Here is a 22,521-nt window from a genome sequence, read left to right as displayed (position 1 = left end):
TCCATTTATTCAACTCGACAAAGGGGCTGTGCCAAAATTCACTATTCTGTCATGGCGGACTCAAAGATCAGGTCCGCCATGACAAAACGGGATTTTGACATACCTTCTTTGTTGTATGATCCACTAATCTGCTACTGTATTTACAAAAAAATAGGCCTTTTTCTTATAAATCGAAGCAAATAAATAAAATGATTAAAACATTTTATTGCAAATAAATCGTTTTTTCCCCGAAAACAAGTATATTCGAATCCATAATTAAAGGAGATAGAAATGAAAAAGCTTTTACTACATATCACATCGCTTGTAGCCATTGTTTTATTCCTGTTCATGGGTGCTTGCAGTAATCAGGTACAGGCCCCAATGCTACTCGAAGCTGAGAAAATCATAGAAGAACGACCGGACAGCGCCTTAAGTATCCTGAATAAAATAGAAAACGTCAACCAACTGTCCGAAAAGGATCATGCAACTTACTGCCTGCTCCTAACCCAGGCTCAAGACCTGAATTATATCACACATACTTCGGACTCTTTAATTAAAATCGCGGCGACGTATTTTGAGAAAAACCAAGATAAACAGCGTTCCATGTTAGCCTACTACTACTTAGGACGTGTAAACTCAGATTTGCAAGACGCTCTACAGGCACAAGAATATTATCTAAAGGCTTTGGAGATTGGCGAAGATTCAAAAGATTATACTCTCCTGATTAAAATTTACAACAATTTAGGTACTTTATATGCATATCAGGATATCAATGATATGGCATTACCTATGTATAAAAAAGTCTTGTCATATTTGGAGTTAGAGCCAGATTCTGTAAAAACGGCTTTTGCTCTAAGAAATATTGCACGTATATTCTCTCAGACTCATCAATTAGATAGTGCAATAATATATTATAAACAAGCAACAAAGTTTGCAACTCCATACATTATATCGTCTATATTTATAGATCTCGGTAATGCTTATTTTGAAAAAAGCAATTATGCAGAAGCTGATAAATATATAAATGAAGCACTCAAATTCGCAATAGACAAGACTATAGATCCTATAAATTTATCTAAAGGCAAGCTTTTTTACTCCTTAAATAACATTGATTCTGCTAAATATTATCTAACCCTTAGTTCCAACAGTTCTTATATATACACAAAAGCAGGAAGTTTTCAACGTCTGGCCCAAATCGCACTCAAAGAACAAGAACTTCTTAAATACGTTGAGTATACAAAAAAATACGAAGAGCTACGAGACTCAATTACAAGTCACTCCCATTTTGAAAATATAAGATTAACTCAAAGCATGTTCAATTACCAACATATAGCTAAAGAAAAGAATAAATTTGAAAAAAAAGCAACCCAAAGGATGGTTCTTATATATCAAATCATTATTTTATTTTCTATCATATTGGGGATTAGCTTCTTTTTTATCAAAAAAGAACAACAAAAAAAGAAACGTTTAGTTGATTTACAAAAAGAACAATACAAACGTAGCCAACAATACATCGAAGATAATAAGAAACAAATTTCACAATTAACAGAAATGCTCCATTCCAAACAGAAAAAAATGAGTGAAGTTGAAAGACAACTATATGAAGCAAGAAAATTAATGCTTGAAATGGAAAACAGGCAGATTTTTGAAAAGCAAGGAACAATTCGTTTATTAGAAAAAGATTTTCACAACTCATCCATATATATCAAGATTCATAGGGAAGATGAAATCCAACTAAGTTCCAGTGAATGGGAAGAATTACACCAGCTGATTGATGCGACATATCCAGATTTCACAAATCGGCTCATAAAGCTTTATCCACAAATATCGATAGAAGAAATACACATATGCTATCTTGTAAAAATGCAACTATCTATAAAAAAAATCGCTTTTATTATGCATATAACAAGTTCAGGTGTCTCCCAATGCCGTAGAAGGCTGTATAGAAAATTCACAGGAGAGCCTCAAAATACAGAAAAATTCGATAAGTTTATATCTGATTTATAAGAAGTTAGAACTTGTCACATTTTTGTCAACAAAAATATATGCTTCATAATGACGAGAAATTTACCTTTGTCCAAAATCTCAATTTTGACTTTTAGTAAAACAAATCTTATTTAATATTATGAAGCATCTAATTTCAACTTTGGTTTTAATTGTGTGTGGTATCTTCTGTACACAATTTGCATTTTGTGATACTATTCCTACAAAAGGAGAATGGAGTATACAAGACATACGTTCCGTAGTTCCCGCACCTCCTACAGCCTCCATCGAAGGAAAGGTATTAACAGTTAACTTTGTGAATCCGCTTGCTGATCTGACTGTAAAAGTTACAGACAACAAAACTGGAAAAGTAGTTTACGAAGAATGCATTTCCGCATCTGCTCCGCAAAGCAAGTCCGTTATCCTGAATGCAGAAAATGGCGATTATACATTGTCATTCACTCATGAACTCGGCTATTTAACTGGTGAATTTGCCATAAAATAACAAGTTACGTGTAATTCCCTTTACATGTAATGTATAAGAACAGTCCCGGGCGGTGATTTAACCAGGCCAAATATCTCGATCTCCTTTTCCGCCGCCTTGGGACCGTTCTTTACATCTTCTCTAATCTAAAAGAGGAAAAGAGGCTTTTCCGGTTGGTTACTAACAAAATATTTCATAGTTTTGTGCAATCATTTATTAGAGATTAAACTTAGATTAGAATATGAAGAATTTAATCATTATAGCCAGTCTGCTCCTTAGTTTACCCATTATGGCTCAGACAAAAGTTGTAAAGAAAAATGCCGTTAAGGCAAATAATTTCGGCATAACTTATTCACTTCCTAAAACATCTCTGGTTGTAGATGCAGAAGTCACGAAAGTAACCTGCAAAGCAGGTCCCTATTATAAATACGCAGAAAAATATTTAGGTGTAAAAGACGCTATCACAGAAGATAAGGTCTATTACGAATTAGGAAAGATCGGCTTGATCAACAAAGGCGTGCCCGATGCGGACAACACTTTTATCGTTGAATTCAAAGCCGGTACAGTCGCTCCATACGCATATTTGACAGAAGACGGACTGCTATGTTCCATCAACGCCGAATACACTCCCGAAGAATCCGTACTGGAAGCAGCAAGAAAGAAAAACCAGGCTCCGGTAAAAGTAACCGACGCTTCTGTTTTTTCAGAAGAGTTGCTTATGGCGGGATCTACAGCCAAGCAGGCAGAAGTGGCAGCCAAACAAATTTACCGTATTCGCGAAAGCCGTATGAACATCCTTACGGGAGACGCCGATAACCTCCCGCCCGACGGCGAAGCGATGAAGCTGGTCATCCAGCAATTGGAAGAGCAGGAAAAAGCGTTAACCAACTTGTTCACAGGCATCCGAACAAAGGAGGTCAGTGACTACGAAGTGACGATTGTACCTTTCGACAACCTCGATAAAGAAGTATTATTCCGCTTCTCGCCCCAGCTCGGTATCGTGGATGCCGATGATTTGGGCGGAGCACCTGTATATATGAACTTAAAGGCCATCGACCGCGCTCCTGTTTTAGATCCGAAAGAGGCTGAAAAGAAAGAAAAATCACTAAAGGGCATTATATATAATGTACCGGGTAAAGCCAGCATCGAAATCAGCATGAACAAAAAAACACTTTATAAAGGCGAAGCACAAATTACCCAGTTCGGTACACGGGAAGGACTCGCCCCCGTTATGTTTGAAGACAAAAAAGCTCCGGTAAAAGTTTATTTCTACCCGGAAACAGGTGCAATAAAACAAATCATTCAATAATCATCTAACAATTTTAATTCTATGTTTGAAGGACAACCTAAAGGTTTATACGCGTTAGCCTTAGCGAATACCGGCGAGCGTTTCGGTTATTATACCATGCTCGCAATCTTTACACTATTTTTACAAGCAAAATTTGGTTTTACCGCATCCGAGACCTCGGATATCTTCTCAACCTTTCTGGCAGGAGTCTATTTCACTCCGCTGATAGGTGGTTGGCTTGCCGATAAGTTCGGATACGGAAAGATGGTAACAAGCGGTATCTTTATCATGTTTTTAGGATACTTGCTGTTGTCGATTCCCGCAGGTAATGATTCCGCTAAATGGATGATGTTCGGGGCATTAACCATGATTGCTTTAGGAACAGGTTTATTTAAAGGGAATCTGCAGGTAATGGTCGGTAACCTTTACGATGCACCTCAATACAGAAACAAACGTGACTCTGCTTTCAGTATTTTCTACATGGCTATCAATATCGGTGCATTATACGCGCCGACAATGGCTACGGAAATGACAAACTGGATGCTGGCCAAGTCAAACCTGACTTACGAAGGACAAATACCTTCACTGGCTCACCAGTTCCTGAACGGCACAATTACGGAAAAAGGGACAGAAATGCTTGAATCACTGAAAGTGGCACAAAACTTCAGTGGTGACCTGGCAGCTTTCTCTACAACTTATATCGATAAATTATCGGAAGCCTATAATTATGGCTTCGGTGTCGCATGTATATCTTTAATCCTCTCTATTGCCATTTATTACGGTTTCCGTTCTACATTCAAACATGCAGACGTGAATACCAAGCAGGCACAAGCTGCTGCCGCAACCTCTACGACTCAGCAACAGGTTGAAGAACTGTCTCCGGCAGAAACCAAACAGCGTATCATCGCCTTGTGTCTGGTATTCGCCGTTGTTATTTTCTTCTGGATGGCTTTCCATCAGAACGGTCTGACAATGACATTCTTTGCCCGCGACTATACGGCTAACTCCGTATCCGGCTTGGATCGTTTAGGATTCAGCATCATCAACCTGACATTGCTGATTGTCATGGTTTATTCCGGATTCTCGATCTTCCAGTCTGTAACAAGCAAGGCAAAGACAATCTCAACAGCCGTATTTATCGGTGCTTTGGCATTGCTTGGCATCAACTATACGACTTTGGACCCGTCTATCACAATCCTGCCGCAGATCTTCCAGCAGTTCAACCCGTTCTTCGTTGTCGCATTGACTCCGGTATCTTTGGTTATATTCGGCTCATTGGCAAAGAAAGGCAAAGAACCTTCCGCCCCTCGTAAGATCGGATTGGGAATGTTGATCGCAGCCATCGGCTTCACGATCTTAGCAATCGGTTCGATGGGATTGCCGACACCGGACGAAGTTGCAGCAAACGGCATCGAAAGCAGCCAACTTGTTTCACCGAACTGGTTGATCTCTACTTATCTGGTATTGACATTTGCAGAATTGCTGCTTTCTCCGATGGGTATTTCATTCGTGTCGAAGGTTGCACCTCCTAAATACAAAGGTTTGATGATGGGTGGCTGGTTCGTTGCCACTGCCTTAGGCAACAAGCTGGTAGGTGTTATCGGTAATATCTGGGGAAATATGCAGTTATGGATGGTATGGGGCGTACTGATCGTATGTTGCCTTGTCGCCGCCCTGTTCATGTTCTCTATCATGAAGAAACTGGAAAAAGTAGCAAAATAACAAGAAGCCCATATTTGACTCATGAGGAAGCAGTATACATATAAACCTGTCGCTCTCCGCTTCAGAAGGTGGAGCCGGAAGAGGTATGCTGCTTTCATCAGTATACAACGTGCTGTTACGATCGGGCAATTGTCGGCCAATGTATCCGAACGGTTTCAGGCCAAAAACGGTTCCATCCATACATCCGTGCTCACTTTTGACAAGACAGGTGAAGGGGAAGCCGAAGAAGAGGGAAATACATGCTGTCCTGACAGTTCGGGAAGTATTCTGTCCCTCCTGTTCCTGCAAACCGTATGTCCTGTCCAGACTGTAAGCCAGCCTGCGGCATCGTACGCACATACAGTAAAAGATAACATTTCCGAAATCGCGGAAGGTCTCAGTTATAAACTGAAGGCCTTCCGCGATTTTCGTTTATACAAATACGAAATTACATGATTGAAACACTCAAACAACACGTTCTTTCCGGTGGCATGATCAACGAAGAACAAGCAAGAGAACTGGCTGCCGCCCCGGATAAAGAAGACCTGTACGAAGCAGCCCATCAGATCACCCGCCATTTCATGGGGGACAAGTTCGACACTTGTTCCATCATCAATGCCAAAAGCGGAAATTGCAGCGAAGACTGTAAATGGTGTGCACAGTCCGGACATTATAAAACAAACGTGACGCTTTACCCCCTGCTGCCGGCAGAAGAATGTATCCGTCACGCTACGCACAACCATAAGCAAGGGATCAGCCGTTTTGCACTCGTCACCAGCGGGAAGAAGGTTTCGGACAAAGATATGGTGAAGATTACGGAAACCGTACGTCGCATCAAGCAAGCCTGCAACATCAAGTGCTGTGCCTCGATGGGACTTCTAAGCCCTGAGCAGCTTCAAGCCCTTTACGACAGCGGAACGGAAAATTACCATTGCAATATAGAAACAGCTCCCTCCTATTTCCGTACCCTTTGTACGACCCATACGACGGAACAGAAACTCGAAACGATCCGGACGGCACGGAAAATAGGTTTCCGTATCTGTTCAGGCGGGATAATCGGGATGGGCGAAACGGTTGAGCAGCGCATCGAGATGGCTTTATTGCTTCAAAAGGAAGGGATTCTCTCTATTCCGTTGAACCTCCTGCAACCTATACCCGGCACACCGTTGGAAAAGGCACATCCCCTGACGGACGAAGAGTTCCTGACCACGATCGCCCTGTTCCGCTTCATCAACCCGAATGCTTACCTGCGTTTCTCAGGCGGACGGGCTGGGCTGAGTGAAAAGGTACAGCGCAAAGCCCTTTACATAGGTATCAATTCGGCGATCATCGGCGACCTGCTGACAACTATCGGGAGCCGGGTGGAAGAAGACAAAATCCTTTTCGCCTCCGAAGGATATTCATTAACCGAAAATACAGATTGGGAAAGATGACGACAGAAGAATTACTCCATTTTGACCGGGAGCACGTCTGGCACCCGTACACATCGACAATCGATCCGCTTCCGGTCTATCCGGTCGAACATGCGGAAGGGGTTACGATCACCCTGAAAGACGGTCGCCAACTGATCGACGGCATGTCCTCGTGGTGGGCTGCCGTGCATGGCTACAATCATCCGGTGTTGAATGCAGCGGCCAAGGCACAGTTGGATAAGATGAGCCACATCATGTTCGGAGGCTTTACCCACGAACCGGCAGTAGAACTGGCAGCCAAGTTGCTCCCGCTGCTACCTCCCTCCATGGAAAAGATATTTTTTGCCGACAGTGGTTCCGTTGCGGTGGAAGTCGCCATGAAGATGGCCATCCAATATTGGCAATCGCAAGGAAAACAGGAGAAACACGCTTTCGCGACCATCCGCAGCGGTTATCACGGTGATACCTGGCACGCGATGTCTGTCTGCGATCCGGTTACCGGCATGCATGGGATCTTTGCCGGAAGCCTGCCCGTACAGTATTTCATACCCCAGCCTTCCGTCAAATTCGGGGAGGAATGGGACGAAAAGGCGATCGAACCTTTAAAAGACTTGTTAGAGAAGCATGCAGGAGAGATCGCCGCCTTGATCCTTGAGCCTGTCGTTCAGGGAGCAGGCGGCATGTATTTCTATTCTCCCGCATTCCTGATAGCCGCACGCGAATTGTGCGACCGGCATCAGGTATTACTGATCTTTGATGAAATCGCTACAGGATTCGGACGTACCGGACGCCTTTTCGCCTGGGAATGGGCCGGGGTAGAACCGGACATCATGTGCATCGGCAAGGCATTGACGGGAGGTTACATGACACTGTCGGCAACCATCACCAGCACACCCGTAGCCGACATGATTTGCAATGGCAAGGCTGGTTGTTTCATGCACGGGCCTACATTCATGGGGAACCCGTTGGCCTGTGCGATCGCATCGGCATCGGTCTCTCTCCTGCTGGAAAGCGGATGGCAGGAAAAGGTAAAGAGCATAGAGGCACAACTCCGGGAAGAATTAACTCCGGCAATATCCTTACCCGGCGTACAAGAGGTGCGTGTATTGGGAGCCATCGGCGTGATCGAGATGAAAGAGCCTGTGAATATGGCCGTCTTGCAAAAACGTTTCGTCGAAGAGGGCATCTGGGTACGTCCGTTCGGAAAACTGGTTTACCTGATGCCTCCCTTTATCATCACGAAAGAGGAATTGTCGAGGCTGACAAAAGGGTTGCTGACTATATTAGAATCAAAATAAGATGAAAGATTATAACAATATATTGGAGAAACTGAAGGCTTCCGGTAACCTGCGCAGTCTTCCCGATGTCGTCCATCGCGGCAAATGGATCGAAAAAGAGGGGCAGACAATGCTCAACCTATCTTCCAACGACTATCTCGGACTCTCGTCCCGGCAAGACTTGCGGAACGAGTTTATCGGACAGTTGCAGGAAAACGACCTACCGCTCTCCTCCTCCTCTTCCCGGTTACTGACAGGGAATTTCCCGGTCTATTCCGAACTGGAAGAATTGATGGCCGGTCGCTTCGGACGCGAAGCCGCCCTGCTGTTCAATAGCGGTTACCATGCCAATACCGGAATACTTCCCGCCTTGACGGATAAACAGTCATTGATCCTGGCGGACAAACTGGTACATGCGAGTATCATCGACGGCATCCTGTTGAGCGGCACACCTTACCAACGCTACCGCCATAACGATAATGGACATCTGGAACAGCTTTTGGCTAAATACGCACATGAATATGAGCAGGTTTTTATCGTTACGGAAAGTATTTTCAGCATGGATGGAGATGTCGCCGACCTCCGCCGCCTGGTGTCCTTAAAGAAGAGCTATCCGAATACATGGCTTTATGTGGATGAAGCACATGCCATCGGTGTAAGGGGAAAAAACGGGTTGGGGATCGCCGAAGAGCAGGATTGCATCCGTGATATAGATCTCTTGGTCGGTACTTTCGGAAAGGCTTTGGGGTCGATGGGAGCCTACCTGTTGTGCAGCCGGACGGTCCGGGAATACCTGGTCAACACAATGCGGCCTCTGATATTCAGTACGGCACTCCCGCCTGCCCAAATCGCCTGGACGAAGTTCCTGTTTGAGAAACTTCCCGGCTTTACCGACGAACGGCTCCGCCTGTCCGTTACCAGCCACCTGCTTTCGGAAGCCTTGAAAGGGAAAGGGGGAGAAATATCGGCAAGCCACATCATCCCTTTCATTATTGGAGAAAACGAGGACTGCATCCGGACAAGCCTCTGCCTGCAACGGAAAGGCTTCTACTGCCTCCCCGTCCGCCCTCCCACGGTTCCCAAAGGAACGGCACGAATACGTTTCTCATTAACAGCCGACATAACCGAAGAGGAAATTAAAGAATTGATAATGAATATTGGCAAATGAACATACATAAACAAATAAAAGCAGGCAACAGCAAGCTCCTTCTTGTCTTTTCAGGCTGGGCGGCATCTCCTGAAGTATTCCGGCATCTGGAAACGGAACCGGATACGGATCTCTGGATTTGCCATGACTACCGGGGGATGGAATTTGAAGGAGAAGCCCTTTCCGGCTACCGGGAAATCCGCCTGGTAGCCTGGTCGTTAGGAGTATGGGTTGCATCGGTCGTGTTTGGTAAAAGGCAAATATCCTTCACCGAGGCTGTTGCCGTCAATGGGACTCCCTGCCCCATCCATGACCGGTGGGGCATACCGGAAACGATCTTCCGGGGGACATTGGATAACATAACCGGGGAAGGCATGCACCGTTTCAACCGGAGGATGTGCGGCAAACGGGACCTCCTGCAAGCCTACGAACAGATACCGCCCCGCCCGCTCGCCGACATCCGGGAAGAATTGGAGTACCTGTACACCGAAATAAAGAAAGCATCATCCGCTTCCCCCTTGTTTAACAGATGGACACATATCCTTATCTCCTCCGATGACCGGATCTTCCCTGCCGCTAACCTGCATGCCTTCTGGCAAGACCGTTGTCCGGTAACCGAGATAGAGGCTCCCCATTATCCTTTTTATTTATGGAAACAATGGAATGAAATATGGAAGCAATAGAAGCTAAACGCATACAGATCCGCTTTACACGCGCCTTGTCCAGCTACGACAACCATGCCGATGCCCAACACCGTATCAGCCGGAAGCTCGCTTCCCTCCTCCCTCATCAGGCGGATGCCCGCTACGGACGGATGCTGGAAATCGGTTGCGGCACGGGCGGATTCACCGGGGCGCTGAAACAACAATGCCGCATTGACGAATGGATATTGAATGATCTTTGCGAGGACTGCCGGGAAAAGACAGACCGGCTCTTCCCCGGCTCCCCTCCCCGCTTCATAGCCGGGGATGCCGAAACGCTATCCTTCCCCGGCAAGTTCGACCTGATTGCATCCGCCTCTGTTTTCCAATGGATAAAGGAACCGGAAGCGTTTCTCCATAAACTATCGGGATTACTGGTGCCGCAAGGTACGCTCCTGTTCAGCACTTTTGTTCCAGGCAACCTGCACGAGATCAAAGAACTGACAGGAAAAGGACTCGCGTACCCGACCTCCGATGCACTTGCCAAATGGCTATCCGCAGCAGATTTCGACCTGCTTCACCAGGAAGAGGAAACAATCGTCCTCACCTTCAATACCCCGCTAGACGTACTGAGACACCTGAAAGCAACCGGCGTCACGGCGACCGGAAACGGCCGTTGGACAAGAGGCCGGCAGGAATCATTCTGCAAACAATATCCGGAACAATTCGCGACAACCGACGGTCAAGTGACACTCACATACCGCCCACTTTATATATTAGCAGTAAAAAAATAAAACAATATGAAAGGAACAGTCTTATTTATTACAGGAATCGATACCAATATCGGTAAAACTTTCGCCACCGGCATGATCGCATGCGCATTGGCGGGAAAAGGAAAAAGAGTCATCACCCAGAAAATGATCCAAACGGGTTGTACAGAAGTATCGGAAGACATCGAAATGCACCGGAAAATACAGGGAATCCCTTTCACCGAAGAGGATAAAGCCGGATTGACCTGCCCCTACATCTTTACCTACCCCTGTTCTCCCCATATGGCCGCGGAGAAAGACGGAAGGACAATCGACCTCTCCGTCGTCACGGAAGCAACCCGTCGCCTACAGGAAAAATATGAATACGTCTTACTGGAAGGCGCAGGCGGATTAATGGTCCCGAACGATTTCCATTCGCTCGCCATCGACTATGTAAAAGAGCAAGGCTACCCGGTTATCTTAGTGACCTCCGGCAAGTTAGGCAGCATCAACCATACCTTATTAAGTCTCTACGCCTGCAAGCAATATGGGATTCAGGTCCGGGCAGTCGTTTACAACCTCTACCCTCCCACAGACAAACTGATAACCGCCAACACACTGGAATACCTCACCCGATACCTGGCGAAGGAATTTCCCGGAACCGCCCTTATCACACTTTCGGAAGCATCGGCAGGAACGGTTGAGATAGACACCAGCAGCCTGCTATAGGTCTCTCTTTCCTTCTTTTACGCGAAACCAGTTCAAAAGTATCCCCGTCTTTGCATCATCCCAATAATTGCGATAGCCGGACAGAAGCCCGAACGTGACACGGAACTTTTCCTCCCAGACCCGAAACATAGAGCGGTGGATCGTGGAAGAGAGTTAATTTGACAAATCAGGTTTCACATTCACAACCCGTATAAGCGCCTGTCTTCCTGCCATTTGCTGTGAACCCTTAGGTTTCACAGCAAACAGGTATAATTCAACCGGTTACAAGCGATGTGAATGTGAACGCAACTTGAATAAAAACAGTCCATGAGGTGTCATTTACGGGACACGGGCTGAAATTTATGGGACGGGAGCTGAAATTTACAGCCTATAGGCTATCCACGAAAAGGTTATAACCTATCCTGGAAAAAGTATGCACCTTTCCGACAAAAGCTTACCGGCTTTTTCACACCGGGCCACGATCGCCTTTCCGACCGACAGTTATCCGTCTTCAAACCGGCAGGCATCCCTTTTCCATCCCAAAGGCAGGATTTTTCAATATGCCAATACATAGGGGTTACGAATCACCCTGTGCATTGGCCGTAAATATCTACTTGAAGAAGAACCTGAAAATGTCGTTTCCGTTAGCATAGATCAGTAAAGCGAACAACAGGAACATCCCGGTGATCTGCGCATATTCGAGGAATTTGTCGCTCGGTTTGCGGCGGGCAATCACTTCGTAGAGCAGGAACATCACATGTCCGCCGTCCAGTGCCGGAATCGGCAGGATATTCATAAAGGCGAGGATGATGGAGAGGAAAGCCGTCTTCATCCAGAACGCCTGCCAATCCCATTCCGCCGGGAACAGGCTTCCGATCGTACCGAAACCGCCCAGGCTGGAAGCTCCTTCTTTCGTAAAGACATATTTCATGTCGCTGACATAACCTTTCAACGTGTTCACCCCCAACATGACACCGGCAGGGAAAGACTCGAAGAAACCATATTTACGAGTCACCGTCTGGTACATATCAAAAGGGGAAACAGGATAAACACCCATTTTCCCGACCGTATCCGTATGCAACGTCAACGTTTGCGGGACACCGGCACGGTAAAAGCCGACCGAGACATCCTTATCCTTGTTTTGCGCAAGCACTTCACCCACTTCGTAGAAAGAAGGGGTTACGATGCCGTTAATAGACACGATACTGTCTCCCGGTTGCAAACCGGCAACAGCGGCAGGCGATTCGCCGCTTTCCGTCTTACCTAATTCGCGCACGACCATCGGGAAACGATAAGAAGCAAAGCCTTTCTTATCCCGCATGACGCGCTGTGCCATATCTTCAGGGATGGGAATAACCGTTTCAACACCGTCACGCAGAACCGTTACGGTCTGTGCATTGAGGACATGGCGGAAACAGTCTTCACCGAAACGCTCCAACTCCGTATCGTCCGCTTTCAACAAGATATCGCCATCCTGGAATCCTACGTTATGGAAAGTCTCACTATAGTCCATACCGGCCTTCACATTTTTCAGCGGCAGGAAAGTATCGCCCCAAGTGAACAACACCATCGAATAAATAAACAACGCCAACAGGAAGTTGAACAGCACACCGGCAACCATGATCATCAAACGCTGTCCGGCAGGCTTGGAACGGAACTCATAAGGCTTCGGCGGCTGTGCCATCGCCTCCTTGTCCATGCTTTCGTCGATCATACCGGATATCTTGCAATAACCTCCCAAGGGAAGCCAGCCGACACCGTATTCCGTATCACTGTTCTTAGGCTTGAACTTGAAAATCGAGAACCACGGGTCGAAGAAAAGGTAGAATTTCTCTACCCGGACCTTAAAGATACGGGCAAAGATAAAATGCCCGAACTCGTGGACCAACACCAATATCGATAAGCTCAAAATGAGCTGTAGGGCCTTAACTAAAAATGTCTCCATCTATCTGTTTCTAAATTTATATACGTTTTAAAATAATCCGGCAGCAATCCGCCGTGCCTCCGCATCGGTCGCCACATAATCCTCGTAAGTGGGAACAGGGATGAAGGAGGCTTTCGCCATTGTTTTCTCGATCACGTCGCTCATCTGCAGGAAACCGATCTTGTCACTGAGGAAAGCGGCCACCACCACTTCGTTGGCTGCATTCAGGATGCAAGGCATGTTTCCGCCCCGGCGGACCGCATCGAAGGCAAAGGCCAGGTTACGGAAACGTTCCATATCCGGCTCCTCGAAAGTTAGCGTTGCATATTGGGTGAAATCCAGACGGGGCGCCTTGCTGTGCAACCGCTTGGGATAAGAGAAAGCATAGCTGATCGGAAGTTTCATGTTGGGAATACCCAACTGGGCGATCACCGCGCCATCTTCGAACTGAACCATCGAATGGATCACCGACTGCGGATGCACCACGACCTGTATCTGTTCCGGCGTAACCCCGAACAGCCACTTCGCCTCGATCATCTCGAACCCCTTGTTCATCATCGACGCCGAGTCGATCGTGATCTTCGCGCCCATGCTCCAGTTCGGATGCTTCAACGCCTGTGCCTTGGTCACGACCGCCAGTTCCTCCATCGTCCTGGTGCGGAAAGGGCCGCCGGAAGCCGTCAGCAATATCTTTTCCACCGGGTTCTCCCACTCTCCCGCTAAACACTGGAAAATGGCAGAATGTTCAGAGTCGACGGGCAGGATAGGCACTTTGTGTTCGACAGCCAGGGCCGTGATCAGTTCGCCCGCCACCACCAGCGTCTCCTTGTTTGCCAGCGCGATCGCCTTACCGGCTTTGATCGCGGCAATCGTCGGTTTCAGCCCCGCATATCCCACCATCGCCGTCAGCACCATATCGATCGGTTCCGACTGCACGACCTGTGCAATGGCCTCCGAACCCGCCCATACCTTGATGGGAAGGTCTTCCAGCGCCTCCTTCAATTCGGGATATTTCTGCTCGTTGGCGATTACCACCACTTCGGGCATATATTTACGTGCCTGGTTGATCAGCAGATCCACCTGATTATTGGCAGTGAGAGCATACACTTCAAAAAGGTCGGGATGTTCGCTGACTACCTCCAAAGCCTGCGTTCCGATAGAACCTGTAGAGCCTAAAATGGCCAAGTTTCTTTTCATGCGTATTAAAATGCTATATATTCTTCGGGATTGACCGGACCGCCTTTATACCACAACTCGAAATGGAGATGCGGGCCGGTCGACAATTTGCCCGTATTGCCTACCAGAGCAATGGCCTCGCCCGCAACGACGCGGTCGCCCACCTCTTTCAGCAATAATTCGTTATGTTTATAGATAGATAAAAAACCGTTCTTATGCTGCACCTGTATCACATTCCCGGAGTTCGGATCGAAACCGGCAAAGACCACCGTGCCGTCCAACGTCGCCAGTACGCTTTCTTTCGGGGCGGCAACCAAGTCGACGCCATAATGCCGGATGTTGGCATCATAATGGGAAGAGACCACTCCATTTACAGGCTTGTAGAAAAAGACACCGTCGGTCGGAACCGGATTCGGGTCCAGGACAGCTAAGTTATATTTTTCTGCCTCTTCGAAATCCTTTATAAATTTCTTTTCCTCCTTCGTCTGCGGAATCTCATAATCAGGATTCACCCGCGCCAGCGAATCGATCTCCCGAATCGAATCGACCGGCATCGTCCCCGACAAGATACCCGCCACATTATTCAGATAAAGAGATTGTATCTGTATCATCCTTTCCAGCGAATCGGCACGCAGGGCATTCTGCATGATCTCCTTACGGACTTCCACATCCAGATAACCCGGCAGGTAGTTGCGTATCGGCGTCTTAATAATGATAAAGGCGGTAAAGGCGATCAGCAGGAAAGCAAACAAGCCTAACATCGCAAACGCGGAAAGCTGCGACAACCGGAAAGACCATACTTCCTCCAGCGTTCCTTCATTGAAGAAAGACAGTTTGTATTTAAACCTGATCCGGTGCCAGAATGATTTCTTATTTGTTCGTCTTTGCTTTCGTGCCATGTGTATTCGTCAATTTCATAAATCCAGCAAACCTTCCGGGACGGAAACGGTCAGCGTCTTATTTTCATGATCGGCAGACAGGATCAACTCCTCGGCGGCAGGCAACAACAGTTCTTGGCCGTTATGATTGATCTGCAAAAGCACATTGATGGTCGACTCGTCGACATCGGTAACCTCGCCGATTTCACCCTGATGTTCGTCTATGACCCGGTAGCCGATAAAGCTGTCCCATGTCATATCCCCCACCAAGTCGTCCTCGTCCACTTCATCGAGCGAATAAAAGACTTCGCGGTTGGAAAATTCACGGGCCGCTTTCTCGTCGTCCACATTCTTCAACTTTAGCAGGATGACGGTATCCGTCTTATAGCGGTACTCCTCGATGAAAAAAGGGACCAGGATTCCGTCCATCTCGCATATGATATACGGATCGTCCGAATCGTCAAACACGTCACTGTTCGTAACCAGCGCGATCTCCCCTTTTATGCCGTGAGGTTTGGCAAACTGTCCTATCTTGAAAACATCTTCTTTCTTAATCATGACAAGAATGTTTAAAGTCGGGTAATACGCGCCCCGATGCTGTTCAACCGTTTGTCAATATTCTGATATCCGCGGTCTATCTGGTCGATATTGTGGATATGGCTGGTTCCTTCGGCGCTCATCGCCGCGATCAGCAAGGCAATACCGGCACGGATATCCGGAGATACCATATTGGAACCGCGCAGTTTGAAACGATTGCCCAACCCGATCACAGTCGCCCTGTGCGGATCGCAAAGAATGATCTGCGCCCCCATGTCGATCAGTTTGTCGACAAAGAAAAGGCGGCTCTCGAACATCTTCTGATGGATCAGCACGCTGCCGACAGCCTGCGTTGCCACAACGAGGAAGACACTCAGCAAGTCCGGCGTCAGTCCCGGCCAGGGAGCATCGGCAATCGTCATGATGGAGCCGTCGATAAAAGTCTCGATCTGATAGGATTCATGTGTCGGGACATGGATATCGTCACCGATCTGCTCGACCGTGATTCCCAGGCGGCGGAATGAATCGGGAATAATCCCCAACATATCATAGCCTGTATTTTTGATCGTGATGTCGGAACCGGTCATAGCGGCCATTCCGATAAAACTGCCGACCTCGATCATATCCGGCAGGATCGTATGTGTAGTGCCTCCCAACGCCTCTACCCCTTCAATCGTCAACAGATTGGAGCCGACACCCGAAATACGGGCTCCCATACGGTTCAGCATGGAAGAAAGTTGTTGCAGATAAGGTTCGCAGGCGGCATTATAAATCGTTGTCTTTCCTTCCGCGAGCACAGCCGCCATCAGGATATTGGCCGTACCGGTCACCGAAGCCTCATCGAGCAGCATATAAGCGCCTTTCAGCTTCTTCGCTTCTATTTCGTAGAGCTGGCGGTCGGGGTCATAACCAAAGCAAGCCCCCAACTTCTGAATGCCGACAAAGTGAGTGTCCAGACGACGGCGCCCGATCTTATCGCCTCCCGGTTTCGGGATCAGCGCCTTGCCAAAACGGGCGACCAGCGGGCCGACAATCATCACCGAACCGCGCAGGGAACCGCTTTTACGCAAGAACTCGTCTGTCTCAAGATAGTTCAAGTCGACAGCATCGGCCTGGAAAGTATAGGTATCGGCAGAAGGATGTTCCACCTTCACCTGCATGTCGCGCAGGAGTTGTATCAGGTTATTCACATCCAGGATATCCGGCACATTATGGATTGTCACTTTTTCCGGCGTAAGCAAAGTTGCACAAATGACCTGCAAGGCTTCATTCTTTGCGCCCTGCGGAACAATCTCACCGGACAACCGGTAACCGCCTTCTATGACAAATGAACTCATCGGCCTTTACGTGAATAGTTTTTCTTTCCGGCATTCGTATTGTTGCGAGCAAGTATATCACGGCTTTCCGCCAGCTTATGCACCTCTTCATCCAATACGATCTGGCCTTCGGACAGTTCGTCGAGGTCTTTGAAAATCTTCCGGTCGTCTACGGACTCCTTGTTCCAGGTCAGGAACGATTTCTTCATCTGGGTAGCCAGCAATTTGATCAACTGGTCTCTTTCTGTTCCCGGCTCGAACTCGGTCGCTTTCTGGATCATCTTTTCAAGCGTCTTGCCATAATGACGATAGCGGATGCGCTGGTTGTTATAAGGAATACGGGGCGGACGGGAATAAAGATCTTCTTTCTTGACGATCTCATACGGATAATCGATATCCAGTTTGAAATCGGCCATAATAGCCAGATGATCCCAAAGAATATGCTTGAAGTCGTTTACATCACGTAGATGGGGAAACATGTTTCCCATAATGTTGATTATAGTGTCTGCGCAGCGTTTACGTTCTTCTCTGTCCTGAATGGTAATGCAATAGTCCACCATATTCTGTATATTGCGTCCATATTCGGGCATAGCCAATTTCTTTTCTTCTGTATTATATTTCATTACAAATTCTGTTTATTCGGCAAAGTTACAGATTATAATTGATTTAAACAATACGGCTCCTATTCCGCAGAGTGTTAAGAAAAGCCTATAAAAAGCAGTCTCCCTAAAGTGTCGTACCGATAATAAGCAACATTTACAATGTATTCCTGTTATTTTAAATACAATATTTAAAACCAACAAAGTTATGTACGGGACAATAGCTGTAAAACTAATCATCGGGATGCTGGGTGTATTATTCTTTCTCCGTCTTTCCGGGAAAGCGCAAATGGCACAAATAACCCCGCTCGACACGGTCAACGCTTTCGTAATCGGCGCCTTAGTAGGGGGTGTAATCTACAATCCCGATATGGATGTATGGCATCTCATCTTTGCTCTTGCCGTATGGACTTTTTTCAATATGCTGATCCGTTACAGCTTGCGATTCAAAATCATGCGGAAAATCATCAAAGGAGATACGGTTTATATTGTTAAAAACGGTGTGCTCAACATGAAAGTTTTCCGCAGGAATGGGTTGGAAATGGAACAATTCCGCACACTTTTATGCGAGAAAGGGATTTTCTCTATGTTCGATGTAGACGATGTACGTTTTGAAACAAACGGAAAATTGACCGTCTCCGTCCACAACGATCTATCCGAATCTTATCTTCTTATCAACAACGGATCAATCCTGGAAAGCTCACTTGAAAATGCCAATCGCAAGGAAGAATGGCTGATTAAAGAACTCCAGAAATTGGGATTCGAAGATATTTCCCAGCTTTTCTGTGTCGAATGGACACCCCGTAAAGGTTTTTATATCGTTTCACGGGACGGAGAAATCCAGAACGGAGGTGTAACGCTCATTCCGGATAACGAGAAAACGGAAATTTCCGCCTGAACAAGATACTCATTCGGAATGGCAAAAGGGCAGCAGCTTTCATATAACATGGTATATTGCGCTTCCGGTTCTGTTCGGCATTATAATCCTGCTCAGCCTGCTTTCCTACTACTATTTTGAAAAGCCAATGAACAAACGTATCAAACCTTTCATTGCAAGAAGCACGTGATCCCTTCGCCCATCTATCTCCCGTATGCCATGAAGCCAACGGTAAGGCTCCCGCAGGTTCCACATCAATTCGATTTGATCGCGGGAGGAAAGCGGAAGGCTTTCGCGGCATTTGTCTTTAAGGCTCCCAATGTTAAACGTTTCTTGCATACTTCTTATTTTCAATATTACCCAAAAAAATACAACGCCTATTCTCACGAACGGGCGTTGTTGTATTAAACCTTGCCAGTGATGTAAGGCCACCGGCACACCTTTTTCAAAAAAAATGTTTGATATATTAATTTATATGTAAGCAATGGATAAACAAAGACGACAACGCACAAATAAGGCGTGGAACTGCCGTCATTATCCAACCCATAGGCATCCCCATGCCACGCACGTAGATAATAAACAACAGCCCACGCCAGATTAAATTATACATTCTCTGTATATACAATCGACGTGAGCATTTTGTTGTCATTATCCCGCCGTGCTAAAATGGGGATTTTATGGGTACGGAATAATACGTTAAAATGCTTTATTCTAAATTTAACATTGCCCGGAGTTGTCGCTACAACTCTTGTAAGGCAATTATGCAACAAAGATAAACATTCTTTTTCAAAAACAAAGTTTAATGACTATTGATTCAAGATACCATATCAAAATCATATTCGGTTTGTAAGAAGATGTGAACCGTTAAATGATGATTTATCCGTTACTTTTGGCTTGACCCAAAAGTAACCAAAAAGTCAAGGCTTAACACGTGGCTACTCCGGGCAAAGACTCCGCTGTCGCCTGCGAAACTCGCTTCGCTCAAACAGCGCAGGCTCCTGCCGCTTCGCCTTCACCCTCCGCTTGACGCCCGTCCGCTTAGGCCTTTCTTAGAAAGCTTCGCTTTCTCTTGGGATGTCCGATACCGCCTCTTACATAAGTATAGCTATCAGTATCGGCATCCCCAAGCCCCATCCGCCTCTCTTTTGCCGTCTGCTTCAGCAGACGGTTTAAAAGGCCTGGAGGCTAAGCCTCTCCCTTTGTGGGCTTTAGCCCCTTTTATGGATTATATTTAAAGGGGGTTAAAACCCACAGAGGAACCGGCAAAGCCGGAACAATCATCTATCCGTCTGCTTCAGCAGACGGCAAAAGAGAGCCTGCGGTATGAGGAAAGCCTCGTCTTAAGGCTGCCCGACAGGACATAGCCCAGAGCACAGCCTTGCACTATAATCACAAGCACGGATAAAATAATTTAAATCTGCTTTAATCTGTTTCATCCGCGAACCTGGTTCTTTTGTGGAACATTTAGGTTCACATCTCCAAGAAATGAACCTATTCTAAACGGATTTATATATGATAAAAAATACAAGAAGCCCTACAAAAAAGGCAGATATCCATAGTTTGTTAATAGTCAGGCTATTGCCAAATATCTTGTTTCTTAAAAAATATTACCCTTGCGGGTTATTTGAAATATACGGGGTATAAAATCAAATTTCATGCGCTACTGTTTCGATCCAGACCAATGGGTATTTTGGAAAACCATACAATAAGTAGGGGCGGGGTTGAAACCCGCCCAATATCGACAAATATATAATCATGTTATCAGGCAGGTTTGAAACCTGCCCCTACGGAACGAAATTATGTTGTATAACCATGTCATCCATGTTTTATGCCGATAAATCAGCATTTATGATTCATATCCATCAAAAGGTGAATCCGCCTTTTGACGGATATGTTAAAGCGGATAATAAAGAAAGATCCGAAGGAAATCCCAACCGCATTCGGATGCAGTGGAGTTTCCATTCGGATCTTTGAATAATTTAGTCCGTTATTATTTTGATTCTGGTGTCTTACTGAAAATAGCGTGGATGCGTTTCATGTCGAACTTAGGTGTACGGTCGTAATAATAAATACCGTTTTGCTCCTGTTCCACATCCGTCAACTGCGTATAACAATATCCCCAAATATCATTCGAAAGAGACAAGACCGCATCTACCTGGCCTTCCAGGCGAGCGTAAAACTCTTCCAGCGACCGGGGAGCTTCGCCATATCCCCAGGATGTATTCTGGGCACTTTCCATCTGCTGTGCCGGATTCCATTTGATACCGCCGAACTCATCCACCAGGTAAGGCATATCCTTCTTGTATTCCGGGAAAGCATACTGGTCGGTATATTTAAGGCCGTTATAACCGATATTCATCGGCATCAGATGGATTTCCCATTTCGGGGCTTCCATCAGCTTGCCGCCGTTATACAGCTTTTCCTTCAACTTGGCGGGGTCTTGTTCGTAGTTATGAACGGTCCAGATATCGGTTGCGATATGCGTACCGCCGCTTGCCCCGTGGAAAGGACGCGTCGGGTCGATCATTTTCGTCAGGTTGTAGAGGTCGTGCATCAGACGCGGATATTGTACGCGGTCCGGCCAGAACTCCTCGTTGGTCGGCGTCCAGATCAGGAGTGACGGATGGTTACGGTCGCGCTGCACAATTTCACTCCATTCGGTAATGAAATTACGAGCCGTTTCCGTATCGTTACAATCCATCCCCCAACTGGAAGCTTCCCCCCAAGTCAGATAACCCATCTTATCCGCCCAATAATAGAAACGTTCTTCGAAAACCTTCTGATGCAGGCGTGCTCCGTTGAAACCTGCCTCCATAGAGAGTTCGATATCCCGTTTCAGCGCCTCGTCACTCGGAGCCGTCCAAATGCCGTCGGGATAAAATCCCTGGTCGAGCACCAGACGCTGGTAGTAAGGCTTATTGTTCAGATAAATCTTATTGCCTTCGATATGCACCTTGCGCATACCGGCATAACCATTGACCTCATCAACTACATTTCCATTCTTATCCAAAACCTTGTACTCCAGATCGTAGAGGAAAGGACTTTCCGGACTCCAGGTTTTCATCTTCTTGACCGGAAGAACCACGGAAGAGAGAGAGCTTGCCGAAACCGTCCGGTCGACAACTACCTTGCCATTGTCTTTCAGCGTCACCTGCAATTTTCCTCCTGCTTCCTTGTAGAAACGGGGACGGACAACCAATTGCTGCTGGTCGATATCTGTCAGAACTTGAACCGATTGCAATCCTTCCGGATGGACAGCTTCCATCCAGACCGTCTGCCAGATGCCGGTCGTACGGGTATAGTTGCAGCCATAAGAGGCGTATTGCAGATTCTGTTTGCCGGCAGCTTGCTTGGCCCCACGCACGTCGTTCTCCACATAGACGACCAGACTGTGTGTCTGGCCCGGCTTTACCAAAGAAGTAATATCCACGGCAAACGAAGAGGTCCCGCCGAAATGACGGTTGGCCAGAACGCCGTCGATATAGACTTCCGATTTATAGTAGACCGCACCGAAATTAAGCAGAATGTTCTTTCCGTTCCATTCCTGCGGGATCGTGATCGGACGCTGATACCAGAAATGATTGATGAAATCCGTATATCCTATGCCGGACAATTTACTTTCCGGACAGAAAGGAACAGTGATCTTCTTATCAAAACCATTCGATTTATAGAACTCGCGCTCCATCCCCGAACCTCCGAAATCAAACGAACAGGTCCATTCTCCATTCAGGTTGACCCAATCCGCCCGCTCGAACTGCGGACGGGGATATTCGGGACGCGGCATGGACCAGACAGAGGCCACACACAGAAAAAGAGATAAAAAAGCTATGCTAATCCGTTTCATG

General features: G+C 46.7%; 19 protein-coding genes and 1 pseudogene. 13 read left to right on the top strand and 7 right to left on the bottom strand.

Annotated elements, in window-relative coordinates:
* Nucleotides 1–270 precede the first annotated feature (270 nt).
* The 11 genes from H8S65_RS15340 (at nucleotide 271) to bioD (ending at nucleotide 11,390) form a co-directional block, all read left to right on the top strand.
* A complete protein-coding gene (locus tag H8S65_RS15340) occupies nucleotides 271–1,986 on the top strand; it encodes a tetratricopeptide repeat protein (protein WP_186930776.1) in 1,716 nt (571 codons plus the stop codon).
* Between the two features lie 118 nt (nucleotides 1,987–2,104).
* Nucleotides 2,105–2,467 carry a DUF3244 domain-containing protein gene (locus H8S65_RS15335; protein WP_186930775.1) on the top strand — a complete coding sequence of 121 codons (363 nt, stop codon included), beginning with the start codon at nucleotides 2,105–2,107 and terminating at the stop codon, nucleotides 2,465–2,467.
* Between the two features lie 220 nt (nucleotides 2,468–2,687).
* Nucleotides 2,688–3,755: a DUF4831 family protein gene (locus H8S65_RS15330; protein ID WP_186930774.1), complete on the top strand. Its 1,068-nt coding sequence runs from the start codon at nucleotides 2,688–2,690 to the stop codon at nucleotides 3,753–3,755.
* 21 nt (nucleotides 3,756–3,776) lie between these two features.
* A complete protein-coding gene (locus tag H8S65_RS15325; protein WP_186930773.1) occupies nucleotides 3,777–5,456 on the top strand; it encodes a peptide MFS transporter in 1,680 nt (559 codons plus the stop codon).
* Between the two features lie 21 nt (nucleotides 5,457–5,477).
* The gene (locus H8S65_RS15320) at nucleotides 5,478–5,891 is read left to right on the top strand and encodes a hypothetical protein (protein ID WP_186930772.1); all 414 of its coding nucleotides are present in this window, start codon (nucleotides 5,478–5,480) and stop codon (nucleotides 5,889–5,891) included.
* Complete coding sequence (gene bioB, locus H8S65_RS15315; protein WP_186930771.1) at nucleotides 5,888–6,868, top strand: biotin synthase BioB; 981 nt, start codon at nucleotides 5,888–5,890, stop codon at nucleotides 6,866–6,868. The genes H8S65_RS15320 and bioB overlap by 4 nt, the downstream gene beginning before the upstream one ends.
* Nucleotides 6,865–8,145: an adenosylmethionine--8-amino-7-oxononanoate transaminase gene (gene bioA, locus H8S65_RS15310; protein ID WP_186930770.1), complete on the top strand. Its 1,281-nt coding sequence runs from the start codon at nucleotides 6,865–6,867 to the stop codon at nucleotides 8,143–8,145. Before bioB ends, bioA begins: the two co-directional genes overlap by 4 nt.
* A gap of 1 nt (nucleotide 8,146) precedes the next feature.
* The gene (locus H8S65_RS15305; RefSeq protein WP_186930769.1) at nucleotides 8,147–9,292 is read left to right on the top strand and encodes an 8-amino-7-oxononanoate synthase; all 1,146 of its coding nucleotides are present in this window, start codon (nucleotides 8,147–8,149) and stop codon (nucleotides 9,290–9,292) included.
* Nucleotides 9,289–9,954 carry a DUF452 family protein gene (locus tag H8S65_RS15300; RefSeq protein WP_186930768.1) on the top strand — a complete coding sequence of 222 codons (666 nt, stop codon included), beginning with the start codon at nucleotides 9,289–9,291 and terminating at the stop codon, nucleotides 9,952–9,954. The genes H8S65_RS15305 and H8S65_RS15300 overlap by 4 nt, the downstream gene beginning before the upstream one ends.
* Nucleotides 9,942–10,706 (top strand): malonyl-ACP O-methyltransferase BioC, encoded by a 765-nt coding sequence (gene bioC / locus H8S65_RS15295; RefSeq protein ID WP_186930767.1) that lies wholly within the window; start codon nucleotides 9,942–9,944, stop codon nucleotides 10,704–10,706. The genes H8S65_RS15300 and bioC overlap by 13 nt, the downstream gene beginning before the upstream one ends.
* Nucleotides 10,707–10,712: 6 nt before the next feature.
* Nucleotides 10,713–11,390 (top strand): dethiobiotin synthase, encoded by a 678-nt coding sequence (gene bioD, locus H8S65_RS15290; RefSeq protein WP_186930766.1) that lies wholly within the window; start codon nucleotides 10,713–10,715, stop codon nucleotides 11,388–11,390.
* A gap of 589 nt (nucleotides 11,391–11,979) precedes the next feature.
* Here the strand turns inward: bioD and rseP are convergent.
* Genes rseP through H8S65_RS15260 form a run of 6 tightly spaced genes read right to left on the bottom strand, consistent with a single transcriptional unit; the run spans nucleotide 11,980 to nucleotide 17,823 of the window.
* Entirely contained in the window at nucleotides 11,980–13,314 is a 1,335-nt protein-coding gene (rseP, locus tag H8S65_RS15285) for an RIP metalloprotease RseP (RefSeq protein WP_186930765.1), read from the bottom strand.
* Between the two features lie 27 nt (nucleotides 13,315–13,341).
* Nucleotides 13,342–14,490 carry a 1-deoxy-D-xylulose-5-phosphate reductoisomerase gene (locus H8S65_RS15280; RefSeq protein WP_186930764.1) on the bottom strand — a complete coding sequence of 383 codons (1,149 nt, stop codon included), beginning with the start codon at nucleotides 14,488–14,490 and terminating at the stop codon, nucleotides 13,342–13,344.
* Between the two features lie 5 nt (nucleotides 14,491–14,495).
* Nucleotides 14,496–15,368: a M23 family metallopeptidase gene (locus H8S65_RS15275; protein WP_186930763.1), complete on the bottom strand. Its 873-nt coding sequence runs from the start codon at nucleotides 15,366–15,368 to the stop codon at nucleotides 14,496–14,498.
* Between the two features lie 15 nt (nucleotides 15,369–15,383).
* On the bottom strand, nucleotides 15,384–15,905 hold the full coding sequence (gene rimM / locus H8S65_RS15270; protein ID WP_186930762.1) for a ribosome maturation factor RimM: 522 nt from the start codon (nucleotides 15,903–15,905) through the stop codon (nucleotides 15,384–15,386).
* A gap of 11 nt (nucleotides 15,906–15,916) precedes the next feature.
* Nucleotides 15,917–17,221: a UDP-N-acetylglucosamine 1-carboxyvinyltransferase gene (gene murA, locus H8S65_RS15265; protein ID WP_186930761.1), complete on the bottom strand. Its 1,305-nt coding sequence runs from the start codon at nucleotides 17,219–17,221 to the stop codon at nucleotides 15,917–15,919.
* Complete coding sequence (locus tag H8S65_RS15260) at nucleotides 17,218–17,823, bottom strand: DUF4290 domain-containing protein (RefSeq protein ID WP_186930760.1); 606 nt, start codon at nucleotides 17,821–17,823, stop codon at nucleotides 17,218–17,220. The genes murA and H8S65_RS15260 overlap by 4 nt, the downstream gene beginning before the upstream one ends.
* A 184-nt stretch (nucleotides 17,824–18,007) precedes the next feature.
* Here H8S65_RS15260 and H8S65_RS15255 point away from each other — a divergent pair, with 184 nt between their 5' ends.
* A complete protein-coding gene (locus tag H8S65_RS15255) occupies nucleotides 18,008–18,697 on the top strand; it encodes a DUF421 domain-containing protein (protein ID WP_186930759.1) in 690 nt (229 codons plus the stop codon).
* A gap of 7 nt (nucleotides 18,698–18,704) precedes the next feature.
* A pseudogene (locus tag H8S65_RS21125) lies at nucleotides 18,705–18,866 on the top strand (acyltransferase family protein); the annotation flags it as partial.
* 1,800 nt (nucleotides 18,867–20,666) lie between these two features.
* Here the strand turns inward: H8S65_RS21125 and H8S65_RS15250 are convergent.
* Complete coding sequence (locus H8S65_RS15250; protein ID WP_186930758.1) at nucleotides 20,667–22,520, bottom strand: glycoside hydrolase family 2 TIM barrel-domain containing protein; 1,854 nt, start codon at nucleotides 22,518–22,520, stop codon at nucleotides 20,667–20,669.
* Between the last annotated feature and the right edge of the window lies 1 nt (nucleotide 22,521).

Origin of the sequence: Parabacteroides hominis, assembly GCF_014287585.1 — a bacterium.
Taxonomy (GTDB): Bacteria; Bacteroidota; Bacteroidia; order Bacteroidales; family Tannerellaceae; genus Parabacteroides; species Parabacteroides hominis.
The sequence above is the reverse complement of the archived record's forward strand: the minus strand, read 5'-3'. Positions and strand labels throughout refer to the sequence as shown.